Below are 18,317 nucleotides of genomic sequence, written 5' to 3'. Positions count from 1 at the left end.
CCTCGACCTGCCTGCGAACCCATTATGCACGCGGTGCGTGCAACACCAAGTGCATAGATTAGGCTGAGAGCCGGTGAGAGGAGCGAGAGGTGACAGGCGCGAGGCGAGGAGTGAGATGACAGGCCGAAGGCGCTGGTCGACCGACGACATCCTGGACGCGGCGGCGGAGCTGCTGCGCACGAGCGACGCCGAGTCGTTCAGTGTGCGCAAGCTCGCCGCGGCTCTCGGAACCGATTCCTCCAGCCTCTACCGTCACTTCCGAAGCAAGACCGAACTGCTGCGGGCGGTCGCCGACCGGATCCTCCTGGCCGCCATGGACGGCTACCGGCCCGAGGGCGACTGGAAGCGGCGCGTCACGACCCTGGCCCTGTGCGTGAGAGAGGCCTTCGGCCGGCATCCCCAGCTCGCCGCGGTCTGGGTACGCCACGCGTCGAGCGGCACCGGTTCCCGACTCGTCATGGAAGAAGTACTGCAGGCCCTGCGGGCGTCGGGACTGCCCGACGAGGAGATCCCGACGCGCTACCACCGGCTCGCGGTCCTCCTCGCCGCACTGATCGCCGCCGACGCCGGCGTCAGCACCGTCACCCCCGCGGAACAGGAACAGGGCATGGAGCTGTTCCGCGTCGCGGTACTGGGCGCCGACCCCGAACGCTTCCCCGCCCTGGCCCACTTCGCCCGTGACGTCCGTCCCCTCGGGGCGGACCGCGGCGCCGCGTTCGAAGAACTCCTCGGCGCCCAACTCGCCCAGATCGAAGCGGCGATCCAACGGGACTAGGACCAGGACCACGACCAGGGCCCCTCGGCCCCGTCTGTGGCCGCGCATGCCCGCCGCCCCGGCGGGTAGGAGCCCTCCCGTGCCGGGTGTCGCTGAAGCGGTTGAAGCGGCTGAAGCGGCTGAAGAACGAGAGGTGTCGGAAGTGATTCGGAAGCTGCAGGCGGTCGCGCTGGACTGTGCCGATCCGGTACGGCTCGCGGAGTTCTACGCGGAACTGCTCGGCGGGCGGACGGTCGCGGACCCGGACGATTCCGACTGGGTGGAGGTGCACGGGTTCGAGGGCACGCCGCTGGCCTGCCAGCGGGTGGACGGCTACCGGGCGCCCGAATGGCCCAGCCAGGAGCGACCGCAGCAGATCCACCTGGACTTCGACGTGGACGACCTCGACGGCGAGGAGAAGCGGGCACTCACCCTGGGCGCGACCGTACTGGAGCGGACGGACCAGCTCCACCCGGGGACCAACTGGCGCGTCTACGCGGACCCGGCCGGCCATCCGTTCTGCCTCTGCCGCCACTGAGCCTCGTAGCCCTGCGCCGCAGGCCCCCGACTGGCCGGACGCCCACGTCGTCAGCGGCGACGAGTCTCCGTCAGGACGCCTCCGCCGCCTCGGCCGCCTCGGCCGCCTCGGCCGCCTCGGCCAGGATCCGGGCCAGCTCGGCAGGTTGGGAGACCATGGGCCAGTGGCCCGAGTCGATGTCGGCGAAGTCGACGTGCTTGGCCCGGGCCAGCTCCGGAACGCCGCCGGCACCGATCCACTCCCGCGCCTGCGCCGGAGTGAACTCCGGGCACACGAGCACGACCGGGACGTCGAACCGCCGCTCGTCGCCCAGCCGCACCACGCCCTTGGCCACGGCTTCGGGCACCGGGATCGCGGCGGCCGCCAGCTCTCGCCTCGCCCCCTCGTCGAGGTCGGCGGCATCCGGCCCCTCGAAGGGCTCCCAGCCGGGGAACGGCATGACGCCGTCTCTGACCTCGAAGAAGTCGGCGTACGGCTGAGCGTCGGGGGTGGGGATGCCGCCGATGAGCGCGACCTTGGCCAGCCGCTCCGGTCGCCGGTCCGCGGCCAGCCAGGCCAGCGAGCAGGCAGCGGAATGCCCCACCACCATGGGCTTGCCGGCCGCCGCGTCCACCGCGTCCACCACCGCTGTCACCTGGTCGTCGAGGGTGGCGGACGCGGTACCGCTGCCCTGTCCCGGCAGGGTGATCGGCACGGGACGATGTCCGAGTGATTCCAGCGTGGACGCGACGCGGCCCCACACGGACGCGTTCAGCCACAGGCCGCCGATGAGCAGGATGTCCATGGTCGGTTTCCCTTCTTCTGCTTGGCATCACCGTAGGAGGAGATCCGGACGATGCACTGCCGGAATCCGGGCCGACGCGGCGGATTAGCCTGTTCCCGTGCCGAACGACCTGAGCCCCACCGCGCGAGCGCTGCGCGCCCTGGAAATCCTCCAGACCCGCCCCGGTACGACGGCCGACGAACTCGCCGTGCGGCTGGGCGTCACGGAGCGGGCGGCACGCCGGTACGTCGGGATCCTCAGAGAGGCCGGTATCCCTGTGGCGTCGGCCCGGGGTCCGCACGGCGGATACCGGCTGGGACGCGGGACGAGACTGCCGCCTGTGCACTTCACGCAGGCCGAGGCCCTCGGCCTCGTCATGGCGGTACTCAGCGGGCAGCCGGCCGCGGCCGACCCCGACGACCTGGTCGGTACCGCGCTCGGCAGGGTCGTCAAGGCGCTGCCGGAGGGCGTCGGCCGGCAGGCGGCACTGCTGCGGGAGTACGCGGCGGCCGCTCCCGACCCGTATGCGGCCCACCCCGATCCGGCCGTCACCAGTTCCCTCGTCGAAGCCGTCGCGAACCGGCGCCGCGTGCTGGTCACCTACCGCAGCGAGGCCGGCAACGCCTGGGAGGAGGAGGTGGATCCCTGGTCCCTCGTCGTCCGCCACGGGCGCTGGTACCTGCTGTGCCACTCCCATCGCGCCGACGCGATCCGCACCTACAGGGTGGACCGGATCGGCGCGGTCCGGCCGACCGGGCACGGCTTCGAGGCGCCCCGGGACTTCGATCCGGTGGCCGTGCTGGAGGAGAACCTGGGCATCGGCTGGGCGTTCGCCACCCGCGTGGTGTTCGAAGCCCCGCTGACCGAGGTGGCCCCCTGGGTCCGGCCCCCCATGGGGCGGCTCGAACCCCTGGGAGACGGATGCGTGCTCGTCGGCAGCACCCGCAATCCGGACATGTACGCGCAGGAGTGGCTTGCCAGGGTGCCCTACGCGTTCCGTGTCGAGGGCGGGCAGGAACTGCGTGCCGCGGCCGCGGCGCTCGCGGCGCGTTTCACCGCCGCCGTGACGGACCCGCCGTGACTGACCGGCCGTGACGGACCGGCCCTGACCCGCGCCTCGTCACTCGACCGCCTCGTGAGTCGGCCCTGCGGGCTGGTGCTGCCGGAAGTAGTCGACGATCGTCGGAGCCGGTGCGCGTACGTCCACCGGCGTGCCGCCGGTGCGCAGGGAGGTCGTCGCGGCGACCGCGGCGGCGACGGCTTCGCGGGCGGCGACCGGTGAGGTGTCCGTCGGGCCCCCGACGGCGGCGAAGCGGAGGAATTCGTCGACCAGCGCCCGGTCCGCACCGCCGTGCTCGTCCTCGGACGGTGTGTCGACGTGGACGGTGAGGTCGGCGTCGCGCCGGTAGCCGGAGCGGTGCCGGTTCCACACCTGGATCGTCGCGGGATCGCCGTCGATGCCGTCGCCGAAGTTCTCCAGCCGGCCCTCGTCCCCGATGACGGTGTAGTTGCGCCAGTAGTCCGGCGTGAAGTGGCACTGCTGGTAGCTGGCGAGCACGCCGTTGTCCAGGCGGGTCAGCATCATGCTGATGTCCTCGACGTCGATGACGGGGTTCAGCTCACGCAGGGCGGACGGCGGCCAGACCTCCGGGTCGAACCAGTCGGGCATGCGACCGCCGGCCGGTGCCGGATCGTCGGCCCCACGCCGCGGGTTGTCGCCGTACACCGACAGGGCACCCTGCGCGACGACACTCCTGGAGTAGCCCCCGGCGAGCCAGTGGATCACGTCGAGGTCGTGGGCGCCCTTCTGCAGGAGCAGCCCGGTGGTGTTGGCCCGCTCCGCGTGCCAGTCCTTGAAGTAGTAGTCCCCGCCGTGCCCGACGAAGTGGCGGCACCACACGGCCCGCACCTGCCCTATGGCGCCGTCGTCGATCAGCTCGCGCATCCGCCGCAGCACCGGGAGATGACGCAGGTTGTGGCCCACATACAGGCGACCGCGCGAGTCGTACGCGGCCTCCAGCAGCGCGTCGCAGTCGTCGACGGTGATCGCCAGGGGCTTCTCCACGAACACCGGCACCCCGGCGGCCAGGAAGAACAGCGCCGGTTGCGTGTGCACGTGGTCCGGCGTGAGGACGAACACGGCGTCCAAGTCGTCGTCGGCCATCTTCTCGTACCGCTCGTGCAGCACCACGTCCGGTCCGAACAGGCTCCTGGCGTCGTCCCGGCCCCGCGGATCCGGATCGGCGCAGGACACGACCCGGGCGACACCGGGCCGGTTCGCCAGCGCGGCCATGGGCGCGCGCTGGCCGACGCCGATCACTCCGACGCGCAGTTCCGATTGCGGTGTCTGGTCACGGTGGCTCACTGGACTGTCCCTTCGGCTCCCGGCGGGGGAGCGGTTGAGGTGGGTGCTGGGGCGTGCCGGAACGGCACGTGGAGCGGGTGGTGCGCCTGTCCCGCCGTATGGTGGCGGCCGGTCCCTACCGGCGAGGTGCGGTCGGTGCCGAGAGCCCGTCGCTCAGCAGCCGGCTGTCGACCTCGTCCAGGGCCAGGCGCACCGCGCCCATGGCCACGCTCTCGTCGCCGAGGGTGGAGACGCGCAGGTCAGGCAGGCGCAGACAGTGCTTGGTCAGTTCGCGGCGCAGCGGTTCGACAACCACGTCGGCGGAGCGGGAGAAGCCGCCGCCGTAGACGACGACCTGCGGGTCCAGGGTGAGCACCAGCGCGGCGACCCCCACCGCGAGGTCCCGGGTGTAGCGCCGGACGGCCGCCCTCGCGTCCCGGTCGCCGTCCCGGGCCGCCTGGAACACCCACGCGGCGGCATCACCCGGCGCGGCCGACGCCGGTACGCCCGGGCAGGACTGCAGGTGGCCCGGAGCGCTGAGCCAGCGCACCGCCTTCAGCGCGCCGATCTCGCCCGCGGCGCCGCCGTGGCCACGACGCAGGGTGCCGTCCAGGATGAGACCGGCACCCGTGCGCAGACCGGCGAGGAGGAAGACGATGTCGTCGGCGTCCTGTGCCACTCCGTTCCACCGCTCGGCCACGGCGGAGAGTTTGCAGTCGTTCTCCACCTGGATCGGGCAGGAGAAGCGGGCCGCGAGGTGGGAGACCGGGTCGGCGGCCGTCCACCCGGGCAGTGGGGTGGAGATGCTGGTCCGGCCGGCGGCGTCGACCGGGCCCGTCACTCCGACCGTCAGGGCCCAGACGTCGGCCGGTGTCGTCCCGGCGTCCCGCAGGACGTCGTCGATCACGCGGTCCACCTCCGACAACCGTGCCCCGGGTGCCGCGTCGGGGTCGACCGGGCGGCGCAGTGTCCGCACCAGGTTGCCCTCCAGGTCGCTCAGCACGACCAGGACCTTGTGCACGCCGATGTCGATGCCGAGTACGTGGCCGGCGTCGGCCCGGAACCGGTAGCGGCGGGCAGGACGCCCCACCACACTGCTGGCGCCCGGGTCCTCGACCTCGGCCCAGCCGTCGGTCACCAGTGCCTGCACCAGTACGTCCACGGCGGGACGGGACAGACCGGTCCGGCCCGCGAGTTCGGTGACCGTCGAGGGCGCGTTGCCGCGCAGCGCCCACACGATGGACAGTTGGTTCATCTCGCGCATCCGGGACAGGTCCGTTCCGGTCGTCGCCATGCTGGTACTCCCTGCGAGGATTGCCGTGCGCGCCGCTGGATAATGCTGAGCAGTTTACAAACTCGATGCGGCGGGCGTGCCCGTGACGGAGGTCGGGCGATCGGATACCGCTGTTCGGCCCCGGGGGAGACGGCCGGGGCGAGGTCGACCTCCCGCCCGTCGAGCGTGAACCGGTAGTCCCACTGGCGAGCAGGTACACGTCCGGCCCGGCCGTCTCGCGGATGATCCGCAGCCCGGTCCGGTACGCCTCCTCGCGGCCGACGTCCTTGCACCTGGCGCCCGGCACCGCGCCGCCCTGGAGGAAGTCGAGCTTGAGACAGGTGCTCGCCGAGGTGCCGGGCGCAGTCCGCGAAGACCCGCTCCTCGTCGCCGTATGCCAGGAACCAGGGTGCTCCGTCGCGCTCGTACCACCCGGCGAGCGTGTCCCGGTCCGCGCGGCGACGCCGAGGTCGCGGCGGCGGTTACGGATGATGGGATACGACCTACCCCGAGTACTTCGAGACGACCGTGGACCTCGCGGGGAACGCCGACTCGAGGAAGCTACGCTTCGCCAACGCGGCACAGGGCAGCGACGGTTGGCTCGGACTCGGCGGCATGAACGTCGCCTCCGGCCGTGCTTGTCACGTCAGGCGCGGGCGTGGACACCCATGCCTCCAGAGACGACGAGGTCGTCCCCGGTGATGTAGGCGGCGGCGTCCGAGGCGAGGAAGGCCACGGCTTCGGCGATGTCGGCAGCAGTGCCGACGCGGCCGAGCGGGACGTCCCCGGCCCACGCGTCGATCATTTCGTCGGTGACACCCAGCTTGCTGTAGGCAGGGGTGTTGATCAGTCCCGGGCTGACGGCGTTGACGCGGATGCGGCGGGGAGCGAGTTCCAGCGCGAGGGCCCGCATGAGGGGCAGCAGAGCACCCTTGGCGGCCGTCATGGCGGCTCCGAGCCCCTCGCCTGCGCCCACGGTGAACACCACCGACGCGCCCTCGTTGAGGAGCGGGAGCGCCTTTTGCAGGGTGAAGAAGGAGCCCTTGACGTTGATGTCGAACAGGGCGTCGAAGGCCGCTTCGTCGGTTGACTCGATCGGGCCGGGGCGGGAGACGCCCGCGTTGAGGAAGAGCAGGTCGAGGGAGCCGAACTGCCGACGTGCCCGGTCGATCGCATGACCGATGTCCGGCAGCGAGCGTGCGTCGGCCCGGACGACCGTGACGTCTTCGGGAAGTCCGGCGTCGGCGACGCCGCTGACGCCGGTGACCAGGACGCGGTAGCCGCGCGAGTGGAGCAGTTCAGCGGTCGCCTTGCCGATGCCGCTGGTTCCACCGGTGATCAAAGCTGCGGGTGCGGACATGATGCGTTCCTTTGCGTGCTCGTAGAGGGCCTGATGGCAGCGTACGACTTATTGGCAGTGGCTGCCAAGCTGCGCGTGAGCGTCATCCTGGCAGTATTGGGATAGCCTGAGCGGTATGAAGCAGGAAGCCAAGACAGCGGCGGGTGCCTCGGCCACGCTGTGGGACCGGACGCGGCAACTGGCCTCCCGGGAGATCCTTGAGACGGCTCTGCGCCTGTTCACCGAGCAGGGCTACGACGAGACGACCGTCGCCCAGATCGCCCGCGAGGCCGGCGTCTCCCAGCGCACCCTCTTCCGCTACTTCGGCACCAAGGAGGACCTTCTCGGCGGCGACCAGGACCGGTTCGGGCACGTGCTGACGGGCACGATCGGCGAACAGCCCGCGGAAGTCGGCGTATGGGAGGCGCTGCGTGCGGGGATCACAGCCACGACGGCCCTGCACGACAGCCGCGAACAGGCGCTGGAGCGGTTCCGTCTCCTGCACAACACGGCCTCGCTGCGCGCCGGTTGGATCGAAAAGCGACTGCGCTTCCAGGATGCCCTGCTGCCACTCGTCAAGGAGCGCATGGACGCTGCTGCCGACAGCGCGGACGCGAAGGCCCGCGCGGTCGTCGCGACGGCGTTCGCGTGCCTGGACGCCGCGTCCATGACGTGGGTCGAAAACGGCGGCGAGGGCGACATGATGGACCTGTACGACGAGTGCCTGGCCGCCGTGCGCGGTACTCGGGATTGATCGCGTCGCACAACTGTGCGCCGGACCCCTTCATGCGATCATGACGACGATGGACGCACGTTTCGTTGGTATCGCTGATCTGACCCAGGCCCCTTCCGTGGCGGTGGTGGTCGACGTCATGCGTGCCTTCACCGTGGCCGCCTGGGCCTTTGCCCAGGGCGCGGAAAAGATCGTTCTCGCCGAGTCGCTGGAGGACGCCCAGGCGCTCAAGGTCCGTCACCCGACGTGGGCGGCGCTCAAGGACGGGGCTCCCGCGCCCGGGTTCGACATGGTCAACTCGCCGGGCCTGCTGCGGTCCGTCGACCTTGACGGACGGACCGTTGTGCAGAAGACCACGGCAGGCACGGCCGGCGCCCTCGCCGTCAAGGAGGCGTCGCTCGTGCTGTGCGCCGGCTTCGTGGTGGCGGAGGCGACGGCGCGGCTCCTGCGGACACGCTCGGGTGACCGTGTCACGTTCGTGGTCACCGGTGAGGACGGCCGGGCCGACGAGGATCTGGCGTGCGCTCAGTACATCGCCCGGCGAGCCACCGGGGAGGAGACGGACGCTGCCGCGTTCCTTCGCCGCGCCGCCGCGTCCCGCGCCGCCGCCGAGCTGACGCAGGGGGTGCGCCGAGGAGCCCATCCCGACGACGTCGCACTCTGTCTTGAGCTGGACCGGTTTCCCTTCGCCATGGTGGCGGCCCTGGAAGGGTCGCTCATGGTCCTGCGTCCGTGCGCCGCGCCGTAGGGCGTCCCACCCCCTATCCGGTGATGGACGCCCGGAAGTGGTAGCGGTCGCCGCGGTAGATGGCCACGGTGAGTTCCAGGGGCTGCGAGTCCTGGTTGAAGGCGAGTTGGGTGGCCACGAGTACCGGAGTGGCGTCCGTGATGTCCAGCAGCGCGCGTTCCTCCTCGGACGGCTGCCGTGCCTCTACGGAGTAGTCGGCGACCCGCGGGAGTTGAGGGGGATCGGCCCGGCGCAGCGTGGCGAACAGGGAGTCGCGGGAGAAGTCGGTGTGCGCGAGCCTCGGGCACAGGCCGAGAGGCAGCCGGTTGTGCTCCAGCACGACGACGAGGTCGTCCAGGAAGCGCAGACGGCGCATCTCGAACAGGTCGGCGCCGGGGCCGACGCGCAGCCGCTCGGACTCCTGGACCGTGGCCGCCCTGACCCGGGAGTACAGGACCTCCGCCCGGATGCTGAAGCCGTGCTGTTCGGCGTAGTCGGCGAACCCCTGCACGGTACGGCTCCCCGCCGGGCCCGCGGGATCCCGCGGAGCGGTCACGGCGTGGACACTGCCCGCGGCCAGGAACCAGCCGCGGGCCGGTGACGACTCGATGATGTTGCGCTCCGCCAGTTCGTTGAGCGCCGAGCGCATCGTGACACGTGACACCCCGTAGCGGCCGGCCAGCGCGCGTTCCGAGGGCAGCCGGTCTCCCGGCCTGGCACCGTTCCCGGAGATGTCGTCCAGCAGACGTCCGGCGACCTGGGTGTACAGCGGCAGGGCGTCGCCGCCGAGCAGTCCCTGGGGGAGGAGGGAGTCCGATGTAGGCATACCGGAAGCATGCCAGAACTTGGCAGACCAGTTCAATACCAAAAGAAGACCATTGACTGCCACCTATGAGGCCAGTATCGTCCCCGGTGAGTTTCCGCGCTATTGGCGCAAATCGCGCCAATAGCCCCTTTGTGACTTCCTGGAGCAAGACATGCGTGTCCCCTTGGACGATCTGGTGCGACGCCAGAAGGACGGTGAACCGCGGGGGATCACTTCGGTCTGCTCGGCTCATCCACTGGTGATCGAGGCGGCCGCCCTCCAGGCGTTGGCCTCCGGAGGGCAGCTCCTGGTGGAGGCGACCTCCAACCAGGTGGACCAGTACGGTGGTTACACCGGTATGCGACCGGACGGCTTCCGGGTGCTGGTGCACGACACCGCCGCACGCCACGGCCTCCCGTTGGACAGGGTGATCCTCGGCGGCGACCATCTCGGCCCCAACCGGTGGCGCGAGCGGCCCCCGCACGAGGCCATGGCCGAGGCGGAGGACCTGGTGGCCGCCTACGTCCGGGCCGGCTTCACCAAGATCCACCTGGACTGCAGCTTCTCGTGCGCCGGTGATCCCGAGACATTGGACGACGACGTGGTCGCCGAGCGGGCCGCCCGGCTGGTGCGGGCCGCCGAGACGGCGGCCGGCGAGGGCGCCCACCGGATCCGCTATGTCATCGGCACCGAGGTCCCGGTGCCCGGCGGCGCCCACGAGACCCTCGACGGCGTCCGTCCCACCACCGCCTCGGCGGCCCGGCTGACGCTGAAGCGCCACCACGAGGCGTTCGCCGCTCACGGGCTGAGCGCCGTCTGGCCCCGAGTGATGGCCCTGGTGGTCCAGCCGGGCGTCGAGTTCGACCACGCCCAGGTGGTCGGCTACCGCCACAACCGGACCGAGGAGCTGCGGGCCGTACTCGACACCGAGCCCGGCATGGTCTTCGAGGCGCACTCCACGGACTACCAGACCCCCGGGGCCCTGGCCGCCCTGGTCGAGGACCACTGGGCCGTGCTCAAAGTCGGCCCCGGCCTGACCTTCGCGCTGCGCGAGGCGCTGTACGCGCTGGCGGCCGTCGAGGACGAACTGGTACCGGCCGCGCGGCGATCCCGGCTCCCGGAGGTGGTCGACCGCCGGATGCGTGCCCAACCCTCCTGGTGGCAGGGCTACTACGAGGGCGGGGAGGAACAGGAGCGCCTCGCACGGACCTACAGCTACAGCGACCGTGTGCGCTACTACTGGCCCGACGCCGAGATCGACGCGGCCGTGACCCGGCTCTTCGAGAACCTCTCCGCCTCCGGAGTCCCGCTTCCCCTCCTCAGCGCCCATCTCCCCGACCAGTACCGACGGGTGCGCGACGGCCGGCTCGCCGCAGACCCGCAGGCCCTGACCACCGACCGGATCCGCGACGTCCTGCGCGCCTACGACAGCGCCTGCCGCACTTCTGACAAGGAATACGTGTGAACACCTTCCTCAACGCCCTGTCCCACGACGGCGGCGCCGACCACACGGTCGCCGAGATCGGCCAACAGCCCCGCCTGTGGCGCGAGGTCGGCCGGATCATGGAGGAGGACCGGGACGCGCTGGACGCCTTCCTGGCACCGCTTCTCGCCCGGCAGGACCTGCGGATCATCCTCACCGGGGCCGGGACGTCCGCCTTCGCCGGCCGGATCGCCCGCAGGGAACTCGCCCGCCGCACCGGCCGTCGCGTCGACGCCATAGCCACCACCGACATGGTCGCCGACCCCCACGGCAGCCTCGACGCGGACGTCCCCACGCTGCTGGTCTCCTTCGCCCGCTCCGGAGACAGCCCGGAGAGCGTCGCCGCGACCGAGTTCGCCGACCGCTGCCTGACCCGCGTGAGCCACCTGGTCATCACCTGCAACAGCAAGGGCCGACTGGCCCGCGAACACTCCGGCCGTGCCGCCTCCCACGTCCTGCTCATGCCGGACGGCGCCAACGACCAGGGCTTCGCGATGACGTCCAGTTTCACCTGCATGCTGCTCGCGGCCCTGCTCGCCTTCGGTGCCGCCGACGGCCCGGTGGACGTCCTCCCCGTGGCCGAGGCCGCCGAACACCTCACCACCGGCGGCCTGGACGACCGTATCGGCGCCCTCCTCGAGAGTAAGCCCGAACGCCTGGTGTTCCTCGGCAGCGGCGCGCTCAAGGGGCTGGCCGAGGAGTCCGCGCTGAAGCTGCTCGAACTGACCGGCGGCGCCGTCGTCGCGGCGGCCGACTCCGCACTCGGATTCCGGCACGGCCCCAAGGCCGTGCTCAACGACCGCACGGCCGTAGTGCTCTACGTCTCGAACGACCCGTACACCCGCGCCTACGACCTGGACATCCTCGCCGAACTGCGCTCCGCACTGCCGCAGGGCAGCGTCGCCGCCGTCGCGGGCCGACCCGACGGGCTGCCGGAGTCGGACGGAACCTGGCTCGTGCCCGGCCTCCAGGACGCCGACGACGCGGTTCTCGCGCTGCCGGCCGTGGTGTGCGCCCAGCTCATCGCCCTGCGCTCCGCCGTCGACCACGGCATCCGGCCCGACAATCCGTTCCCGTCGGGTGAGGTCAACCGCGTGGTACAGGGCGTGACCGTACACGCGCTTCCCCAGCACCACGGCGACAGCGCCTGACAGCGGCGTCGACCGAGACGACGGAGGAGGAACAATGATGTTTCTGGGTGTGGACGGGGGCGGCACCAAGACCGCCTTCTGCCTGATCGACAACACCGGCGAGGTGCTGGCCCGGACAGTGGGCGACGGCGCCTACTACTTCGCCGACAACGGCACCGGCGGAGTCGAGCACGTCGTCCGGGTACTGGAGAAGGGCATCGCCGCCCTGTGCGACCAGGCGCACATCGTCCCCGCGGACATCGACCACTCCTTCCTGGGCCTGCCCGGCTACGGCGAGGCGCCCGGCGACGTGGCCGCCCTGGACGCCGCGCCCCGCGGCATCCTGGGCAACGGGCGCTACGCCTGCGACAACGACATGATCTGCGGCTGGGCCGGCTCACTCGGTGCCGTCGACGGCATCAACGTCATCAGCGGTACCGGGTCCATGGTGTACGGCGAACGGGACGGCACCGGCGTCCGCGTCGGCGGCTGGAGCGAACTGTTCAGCGACGAGGGATCCGCCTACTGGATCGCCGCCCGCGCCCTGAACGCCTTCACGCGCATGAGCGACGGCAGGCTCACCGAAGGGCCACTCGCCGAGGTGTTGCGCCGGCATCTGGGACTGACGACGGACCTCGAGATCATCGACGTCGTCCTCAACCGCCTCAAGGGCCACCGCACCGACATCGCCGCACTGAGCGTCCGGGTCTCCGAAGCCGCCGAACTCGGCGACCCGCAGGCCACCGCCATCCTCACGGACGCGGGCCGGGAACTGGCCCAACTGGTCGACACCGCACGCCGCCGCCTCGGCTTCGGCCCGGACGCGACCGTCCCCGTGTCCTACTCCGGCGGCGTCTTCGAGTCCACCACCGTACGGCGGGCGTTCACCGAAGAACTGCGCCGCCGCGGGGCCGCGTACGACCTGCGTCTGCCGCTCTTCGAGCCGGTGGTCGGGGCCGCGCTCTACGCCGCGAAACTGGCCGGCGCCCCGCTGAGCGCCCCGGCACTGTCCACCCTGCGCCCAGGCGCCGGAACCGTCCTTACGGAGAACCGCCATGACCGTCCGTAACAACAGAAGCTGGATAGTCTACGCAGGCCTGCTGGTGCTCTTCTGGGGTGTCTGGGGAGCGACCTCGAGCCAGCCCGTCGAGCGGTACGGCTATCCGGACGAGATGATCTACATCATCTGGGCCTTCACCATGCTCGTCCCCGCGGCCTTCGCGCTGCGCCGGGAGCGGTTCGACCGCCGGCCGGTCGCAGCCCTGTACGGCCTGCTGGCCGGCCTCACCGGAGCCGGCGGCCAGCTCCTCCTCTTCCAGGCACTGGCCGACGGCCCCGCTTACCTGATCTTCCCCGTCGTCTCGCTCTCCCCGGTCATCACCGTGCTCATGGCGGTCGCGCTGCTGCGGGAGCGGATCTCGAGACTCGCCGTCGCCGGCGTGATCGCGGCGCTGGCCGCCATCGTGCTGCTCAGCATCCCCGCGGGAGCCGGCGGCGACGTCGACACCGGATCCTGGATGGCGCTCGCCGTGCTGATCTGCGTGGCCTGGGGCGCCCAGGCGTTCTTCATGCGCAAGGCGGCACTCGCCGGCGTCAACGACGCGACGACCTTCAGTTGGATGACGATCAGCGGTCTGGCCCTGGTCCCGGTCGCCTTCCTGATGATGGGCGGCCTGCCGTCGGCTCCCTGGCAGGCACCCGTGATCACGGCCGGCACCCAGGTGCTGAACGCCGTGGGCGCGCTGTTCCTCGTCATGGCACTCAGCCGGGGCAAGGCAAGCGTCGTGGCGCCCATCACCAACGCGCTGGCGCCCGTCCTGACGATCGTGCTCTCCCTGGCGATCTACCAGACTCTGCCCACCGTGTGGGGGACGATCGGCATCGTGCTCGCCCTCGGCGGCTCCACGCTCATGGTCTACAGCGACGAGAAGCGCGACGAGGACACCGTGGCCCCGGGCGCCTCCGTCGACGCGACCCCCTGACGGCCGACCGGCCCCGACCTCCGCACTCGCACCCGCACCCGCACTCGCACCAAGAGGAACGCCGAACCCATGCCACTGGTCCCCACAGCAGATCTGGTCGCCCGGGCCGCCGCCGCCCGGGGGTGCGTCGCGGCCTTCAACGTCATCACCCTGGAGCACGCCGAAGCCATCGCCCGCGGCGCCGAGGAGGCCGGGTTCCCGGCGATCCTCCAGATCAGCGAGAACGCGGTGCGCTACCACGGCGGCCGCATCGCTCCACTGGCCGCGGCGAGTGGAGCCGTCGCCGAGGCGAGCGGCGTCGGCCTCTCCCTGCACCTGGACCACGCCACCGATCTGCGCCTGGTACAACAGGCCGCCGACACCGGGTTCTCCTCGGCGATGTTCGACGCGGGCGCACTGCCGCACGCCGAGAACGTCACCGCGACGGCTGCCGCGGCCGCCTGGGCCCACGGTGCGGGCCTGTGGCTGGAGGCCGAACTCGGCTACGTCGGCGGCAAACCCGACGCCCCCGCGAGTGCCCACGCCGACGGCGTACGCACCGACCCCGCCGAGGCCCTCGACTTCGTCAACCGCACCGGCGTCGACGCGCTCGCCGTAGCCGTCGGAAGCAGCCACGCCATGACGCGGCGCACCGCCGCCCTGGACCACGCGCTCATCGCACGGCTGCGCCGCACCGTACCGGTCCCGCTGGTGCTGCACGGATCCTCGGGTGTCCCCGACGAGGAACTGGGCGCCGCGGTCCGGGTCGGCATGGTGAAGATCAACTTCGGCACGGCGCTCAACATCGCCTTCACCCGCACGGTCCGCGCCGTCCTGTCCGAGGAGCCCGTCCAGGTCGACCCCCGCACCTACCTGGGAGCGGCGCGCGCATCGGTGGCCGACACCGTACGGGATCTGCTGACCCGCCTCGCCGCGTCACCACCAGCCGAAGGCGACACAGGCCAGCGCGGGACCGACGACCACCGACACGGCTCCGTAGGCCAGTAGGTGGCGAAAGAGCCTCGGGCGGTCGTCGGGCCGCGCAGCGCCGAGGATCAGACCACCGGTGATGCCCAGCGGGTTGATGTCGACCAGGATCGACGCCAGCGCGACCGCGAGCACGGCGCCGACCGGTGAGGCGCCCTCGGCGACCACGGCGGGAACCAGCGGCATTGTGGTCGCGAAGACCGCGATGGAACTCGCCGCGAACGACGTGATGCCCGCGATGTAGCAGATGACCAGCAGGCTCAGCATCGGTGATCCCTCGACCCGCAGCAGGTCGCTGATCCGCGTGAAGGCGCCCATGTCCTGCATGAGGCCGACGTAGGTGAGCAGCCCTCCGATGAGCAGCACGATGTTCCAGGGGATCCGGGCGACGATGTCACTCGGCTCCAGCCGGAAGGCGAGCTGCTGGACCACTGCCGCGGTGAGTCCCAGGTAACCGATGTTCGCGTCGAAGCCGACCGAGAGCACCACCACGGCCGACAGACACGTGAGCGTGAGGACGCGGACGGCTCTCGACGACACCACGCGTTCGGTGGTCGCCGCCCCCGACCCCGACCCCGGTCCCGTCGCCACCGGGTCCGCACCGGATCCGGCGATCGTGGGTGCGACGCGGCCCCGCGGTACGGCGCCGGTGCGCAGCCCGACGAGGAGACAGCCGGTCGCGACGGCCAGGCCGGCCACCAGCCCACCGAAGAAGAAGCTGACCGGGGCGGAGTCGGGCAGGCCGATCCCCAGCTTGTCGCCGAGTTGGCGTGCGCTCGTGCCGTAGACGGCCAGCGGTGACAGCAGCCCGCTGATGATGCCGGTGATGCCGAGCAGGGCCGCGACGAGCGGGGCGATCCCGTAGCGCGCGGCGAGCCCGAGCGCGATGGGCGCGACGATGGCGGTGGCGGCGGCCGGGAGCGTGCCGATCGCCGTCAGCACGGCGCCGGTGAGGAACGGGATCAGGGCGACCAGCAGTACGCGTCCGCCCACCAGGCGGAGCATGCCGTCGAGCAGCCAGTCGAGTGTGCCGTTGAGCTGGGCGACGGCGAACAGGGCCGTGATCCCGACGATCAGGACGAAGAAGTCGGACGGGAAGAACGCCGTGACCTCGTCGGCGGTGCGGTCGGCGGCGAAGCCGACCAGGAACGCGGCGGGCAGTGCCGCAAGTCCCAGGTTGAACCTCGGGAGGAGGGTCGCCGCGAAGAGGGCGACGAGAACGACGACGGAGACGTCGGCCATGGACATCTGCGGTTCCTCGATTCAGATGACGCCGCGGTCGGCGAGACCGTCGATGGCGGTGGGGGCGAGACCGAGGTCGCGCAGTACGGCGACCGTGTGCTCGCCCAGGCGCGGGGCGCCGTTGCCGGCGGCCTGCTCGAATCCGGAGAACTTGCCGGCGGACCCCTGAAGCAGGCGGGTGCGGCCGTCGTGCTCGTCGCCCACCTCGACGACCGAACCGCGAGCCCTGACATGAGGGTCGGCGCAGATGTCGGCAGCCGTGTTCACCGGCCCGTGCGCGACCCCCGCCCGTTCGAGACGTTCGCTCAGGGGGTCGAGGTCGTGAGCGGCCACGAAGGCTGCCACCCGGCCCTCGATCTCCGCCCGGTGCTCGATCCGGGCCGTCATGGAGTTGTAGGCGGCGAGATCCGGTGCCTCCATCGCGGCGACCAGCCGGCGCCACATCTGCTCGGTCGACGCGGGAAGTGCCAGCCAACGTCCGTCGCGGGTCCGGTAGAGGTTGTTGGGGCTGATGTGGGGATTCTCGTTGCCCTGGCGTCCGCGGACCTCACCGGTCGTGTCGTAGTCGACGATGAAGTCCTCCATCATCCGCAGCAGGGGCTCGTACAGGCCGATGTCGGCCAGTTGGGGTTCGCCGGTCAGGTCCCGCTGGCGCAGCGCCAACAACGCGGCGAAGGCGGCGTAGATGCCGGTGACGCCGTCGGCGACCGGGTAGCCGGAGAAGACCGGCGGACCGTCGGGGAAGCCCGTCCGATGGGTCAGTCCGGCGAAGGCCTCCGCGACGCGGGCGAAGCCGGGGCGGTCGGCGTACGGGCCGGTGCGCCCGAAGGCGCTGACGTGCACCATGACGAGGTCGGGCCGGTGGGCGACGAGGTCGTCGAAGTCGATGGAGAAACGCTTCAGGGTGGCCGGCCTGAAGTTGGTGACCACGACGTCGACCGTCGCCGCGAGCCGTCCGACCAGGGCCGCGGCCTCCGGATGGTGCAGGTCGACGGTCACGCTCGACTTGTTCCGGCCGACAACGGCCCAAGCCGCGGACACGCCGTCCTCCAGCGGAGGGTACCCGCGCGCCGGATCCCCCGTCCCCGGCTGCTCGACCTTGATCACCTCCGCGCCGAACTCACCCAGCAGGGAGGAGGCCAAAGGTCCGGCGAGAACCGTCGAGAGGTCGAGTACACGCACACCGCTGAGTGGTCCAGACACGGAATTCCCTTTCACGGACACCGGAACGTCACGGCCAACCGTGACCGGCGTCACCATGTCGCGGCAGGTCCGCCCGCGGGAAGACGCCGATCCCTGGAAGCGGTGAAAGGGATTGGCTATAACATGCGCGGATGCGAGTCGAACGGGCCCGCTACTTCCTCGCCGCGGTGAGTACGGGATCCCTGCGGGCGGCGGCGGTGGCGTGCGGAGTCAGCCAGCCCACCATCGGGCAGCAGCTCACCCTGCTCGAGGAGGAGTTGGACGCGGTGCTGCTGACCCGGAGCCGACAGGGTGTGCGTGCGACACCCGCCGGTGAGGCACTGGTGGGCCCGCTCAGCCGTCTCGTGGCGGCAGAGGACGCCGTGCGGGAGGCGGCGCTGGCGTCCAGCGGGACGTATCAGGGCCGGGTGGCCATCGGCGGTGGCTCGGTGACCGTCGAGACCATCGTCGCTCCCGTCGTGGGACGACTGCTCACCGACCACCCGGGCCTGCGGTTCTCGGTGCGCGAGGGTTCGTCGGTCGACATCGAGCGCGCGGTGACGGCCGGGGACCTGGACCTCGCCGTGGTCACGACGCCGAGCCGCCCGGCGCCGGGCGGTCTCACCCGACGCCGCATCCTCACCGCGCCGTTGGGCGTCCACACCCGCGCCGACCACCCGCTCGCCGGCCGGCGCGAGGTCACCTGGGAGGAGCTCGGCCAGTGGCCGATCGTCACCATGCGCCCGGGTACCGTCCTGCACCAGCGGCTGCGCGAACGTCTCCCGGACGCCGAGGCGACGGTCGAGGCGATGTCGGCCCGCACGGTTCAGACGATGGTCTCCCAGGGCGCCGGGGTCGGACTTCTCGCACGCTTCGACGCCCGGCAGTCCGTGACCGGGCTCGTGTGGCTGCCGCTGGCGGACGCCGATCCGGTCGAGGTCAGCCTGGTCCAGCGCGCCGACAGCCAGCCGTCGCGATCCGCCGTCGTGGTCCGCCGGTTGATCGGCGCACGCGCCGACGAACTGGCGGACCACTCCCGCTGACCGGCCGGCGCCC

At 71.4% G+C, this 18,317-nt stretch carries 18 protein-coding genes; 11 read left to right on the top strand and 7 right to left on the bottom strand.

Going from position 1 to position 18,317, the window contains the following annotated elements:
• Positions 1–115: 115 nt before the first annotated feature.
• Together KUM40_RS28135 and KUM40_RS28130 are read left to right on the top strand one after the other, a co-directional pair.
• Positions 116–775, top strand: coding sequence for a TetR/AcrR family transcriptional regulator (locus KUM40_RS28135; protein WP_217168996.1), 660 nt, complete (start codon positions 116–118; stop codon positions 773–775).
• A 142-nt stretch (positions 776–917) separates the two neighbouring features.
• Positions 918–1,292 carry a VOC family protein gene (locus KUM40_RS28130; RefSeq protein WP_217168995.1) on the top strand — a complete coding sequence of 125 codons (375 nt, stop codon included), beginning with the start codon at positions 918–920 and terminating at the stop codon, positions 1,290–1,292.
• Positions 1,293–1,362: 70 nt separating this feature from the next.
• Here KUM40_RS28130 and KUM40_RS28125 read toward each other — a convergent pair whose 3' ends face one another.
• Positions 1,363–2,076: an alpha/beta fold hydrolase gene (locus KUM40_RS28125; protein ID WP_217168994.1), complete on the bottom strand. Its 714-nt coding sequence runs from the start codon at positions 2,074–2,076 to the stop codon at positions 1,363–1,365.
• Positions 2,077–2,173: 97 nt separating this feature from the next.
• Here KUM40_RS28125 and KUM40_RS28120 point away from each other — a divergent pair, with 97 nt between their 5' ends.
• Positions 2,174–3,136, top strand: coding sequence for a YafY family protein (locus KUM40_RS28120; protein WP_217168993.1), 963 nt, complete (start codon positions 2,174–2,176; stop codon positions 3,134–3,136).
• A 39-nt stretch (positions 3,137–3,175) separates the two neighbouring features.
• On the opposite strand, the gene KUM40_RS28115 is transcribed toward KUM40_RS28120, so the two are convergent.
• The 3 genes from KUM40_RS28115 to KUM40_RS28105 all read right to left on the bottom strand — a co-directional run bounded on the left by KUM40_RS28115 (position 3,176) and on the right by KUM40_RS28105 (position 7,032).
• Positions 3,176–4,420, bottom strand: a complete 1,245-nt coding sequence (locus tag KUM40_RS28115; protein WP_217168992.1) for a Gfo/Idh/MocA family protein — start codon at positions 4,418–4,420, stop codon at positions 3,176–3,178.
• A 115-nt stretch (positions 4,421–4,535) separates the two neighbouring features.
• Positions 4,536–5,693 carry an ROK family transcriptional regulator gene (locus KUM40_RS28110; RefSeq protein WP_217168991.1) on the bottom strand — a complete coding sequence of 386 codons (1,158 nt, stop codon included), beginning with the start codon at positions 5,691–5,693 and terminating at the stop codon, positions 4,536–4,538.
• A gap of 625 nt (positions 5,694–6,318) precedes the next feature.
• The gene (locus tag KUM40_RS28105) at positions 6,319–7,032 is read right to left on the bottom strand and encodes an SDR family oxidoreductase (RefSeq protein WP_217168990.1); all 714 of its coding nucleotides are present in this window, start codon (positions 7,030–7,032) and stop codon (positions 6,319–6,321) included.
• Between the two features lie 115 nt (positions 7,033–7,147).
• Between KUM40_RS28105 and KUM40_RS28100 the strand changes: the two genes are divergently transcribed.
• Together KUM40_RS28100 and KUM40_RS28095 are read left to right on the top strand one after the other, a co-directional pair.
• Positions 7,148–7,765, top strand: coding sequence for a TetR/AcrR family transcriptional regulator (locus KUM40_RS28100; protein WP_217168989.1), 618 nt, complete (start codon positions 7,148–7,150; stop codon positions 7,763–7,765).
• A gap of 49 nt (positions 7,766–7,814) precedes the next feature.
• Positions 7,815–8,492, top strand: coding sequence for a 2-phosphosulfolactate phosphatase (locus KUM40_RS28095; protein ID WP_308401257.1), 678 nt, complete (start codon positions 7,815–7,817; stop codon positions 8,490–8,492).
• Positions 8,493–8,505: 13 nt separating this feature from the next.
• Here KUM40_RS28095 and KUM40_RS28090 read toward each other — a convergent pair whose 3' ends face one another.
• Positions 8,506–9,297, bottom strand: a complete 792-nt coding sequence (locus KUM40_RS28090; RefSeq protein WP_217168987.1) for a GntR family transcriptional regulator — start codon at positions 9,295–9,297, stop codon at positions 8,506–8,508.
• A 151-nt stretch (positions 9,298–9,448) separates the two neighbouring features.
• On the opposite strand from KUM40_RS28090, the gene KUM40_RS28085 reads away from it, so the two are divergent.
• From KUM40_RS28085 to KUM40_RS28065, 5 genes are all read left to right on the top strand, one after another.
• Positions 9,449–10,741 carry a D-tagatose-bisphosphate aldolase, class II, non-catalytic subunit gene (locus tag KUM40_RS28085; RefSeq protein ID WP_217168986.1) on the top strand — a complete coding sequence of 431 codons (1,293 nt, stop codon included), beginning with the start codon at positions 9,449–9,451 and terminating at the stop codon, positions 10,739–10,741.
• Positions 10,738–11,910 (top strand): SIS domain-containing protein, encoded by a 1,173-nt coding sequence (locus KUM40_RS28080; RefSeq protein WP_308401256.1) that lies wholly within the window; start codon positions 10,738–10,740, stop codon positions 11,908–11,910. The genes KUM40_RS28085 and KUM40_RS28080 overlap by 4 nt, the downstream gene beginning before the upstream one ends.
• A gap of 34 nt (positions 11,911–11,944) precedes the next feature.
• The gene (locus tag KUM40_RS28075) at positions 11,945–12,958 is read left to right on the top strand and encodes a BadF/BadG/BcrA/BcrD ATPase family protein (protein ID WP_254395766.1); all 1,014 of its coding nucleotides are present in this window, start codon (positions 11,945–11,947) and stop codon (positions 12,956–12,958) included.
• The gene (locus KUM40_RS28070) at positions 12,945–13,871 is read left to right on the top strand and encodes a DMT family transporter (protein WP_217168985.1); all 927 of its coding nucleotides are present in this window, start codon (positions 12,945–12,947) and stop codon (positions 13,869–13,871) included. The genes KUM40_RS28075 and KUM40_RS28070 overlap by 14 nt, the downstream gene beginning before the upstream one ends.
• Positions 13,872–13,940: 69 nt before the next feature.
• Positions 13,941–14,858, top strand: a complete 918-nt coding sequence (locus KUM40_RS28065) for a class II fructose-bisphosphate aldolase (protein ID WP_217168984.1) — start codon at positions 13,941–13,943, stop codon at positions 14,856–14,858.
• On the opposite strand, the gene KUM40_RS28060 is transcribed toward KUM40_RS28065, so the two are convergent.
• Positions 14,787–16,085: an SLC13 family permease gene (locus KUM40_RS28060; RefSeq protein ID WP_217168983.1), complete on the bottom strand. Its 1,299-nt coding sequence runs from the start codon at positions 16,083–16,085 to the stop codon at positions 14,787–14,789. The genes KUM40_RS28065 and KUM40_RS28060 overlap by 72 nt on opposite strands.
• A 15-nt stretch (positions 16,086–16,100) precedes the next feature.
• Entirely contained in the window at positions 16,101–17,282 is a 1,182-nt protein-coding gene (locus KUM40_RS28055) for a CaiB/BaiF CoA-transferase family protein (protein WP_217168982.1), read from the bottom strand.
• 131 nt (positions 17,283–17,413) lie between these two features.
• On the opposite strand from KUM40_RS28055, the gene KUM40_RS28050 reads away from it, so the two are divergent.
• Complete coding sequence (locus KUM40_RS28050) at positions 17,414–18,304, top strand: LysR family transcriptional regulator (protein ID WP_217168981.1); 891 nt, start codon at positions 17,414–17,416, stop codon at positions 18,302–18,304.
• The last annotated feature ends 13 nt before the right edge of the window (positions 18,305–18,317 follow it).

Origin of the sequence: Streptomyces sp. AC512_CC834 (genome assembly GCF_019049325.1) — a bacterium.
In the GTDB taxonomy this organism is placed as follows: domain Bacteria; phylum Actinomycetota; class Actinomycetes; order Streptomycetales; family Streptomycetaceae; genus Streptomyces.
This window is presented reverse-complemented; position numbering and strand designations above follow the sequence as displayed.

Bases quoted from the DNA above. Each gene is read 5' to 3' on its own strand.
- KUM40_RS28110 (WP_217168991.1), bottom strand. From the start codon at position 5,693: ATGGCGACGACCGGAACGGACCTGTCCCGGATGCGCGAGATGAACCAA.
- KUM40_RS28075 (WP_254395766.1), top strand. From the start codon at position 11,945: ATGATGTTTCTGGGTGTGGACGGGGGCGGCACCAAGACCGCCTTCTGC.
- KUM40_RS28065 (WP_217168984.1), top strand. From the start codon at position 13,941: ATGCCACTGGTCCCCACAGCAGATCTGGTCGCCCGGGCCGCCGCCGCC.
- KUM40_RS28095 (WP_308401257.1), top strand. From the start codon at position 7,815: ATGGACGCACGTTTCGTTGGTATCGCTGATCTGACCCAGGCCCCTTCC.
- KUM40_RS28105 (WP_217168990.1), bottom strand. From the start codon at position 7,032: ATGTCCGCACCCGCAGCTTTGATCACCGGTGGAACCAGCGGCATCGGC.
- KUM40_RS28060 (WP_217168983.1), bottom strand. From the start codon at position 16,085: ATGTCCATGGCCGACGTCTCCGTCGTCGTTCTCGTCGCCCTCTTCGCG.
- KUM40_RS28070 (WP_217168985.1), top strand. From the start codon at position 12,945: ATGACCGTCCGTAACAACAGAAGCTGGATAGTCTACGCAGGCCTGCTG.
- KUM40_RS28135 (WP_217168996.1), top strand. From the start codon at position 116: ATGACAGGCCGAAGGCGCTGGTCGACCGACGACATCCTGGACGCGGCG.
- KUM40_RS28085 (WP_217168986.1), top strand. From the start codon at position 9,449: ATGCGTGTCCCCTTGGACGATCTGGTGCGACGCCAGAAGGACGGTGAA.
- KUM40_RS28100 (WP_217168989.1), top strand. From the start codon at position 7,148: ATGAAGCAGGAAGCCAAGACAGCGGCGGGTGCCTCGGCCACGCTGTGG.
- KUM40_RS28050 (WP_217168981.1), top strand. From the start codon at position 17,414: ATGCGAGTCGAACGGGCCCGCTACTTCCTCGCCGCGGTGAGTACGGGA.
- KUM40_RS28090 (WP_217168987.1), bottom strand. From the start codon at position 9,297: ATGCCTACATCGGACTCCCTCCTCCCCCAGGGACTGCTCGGCGGCGAC.
- KUM40_RS28125 (WP_217168994.1), bottom strand. From the start codon at position 2,076: ATGGACATCCTGCTCATCGGCGGCCTGTGGCTGAACGCGTCCGTGTGG.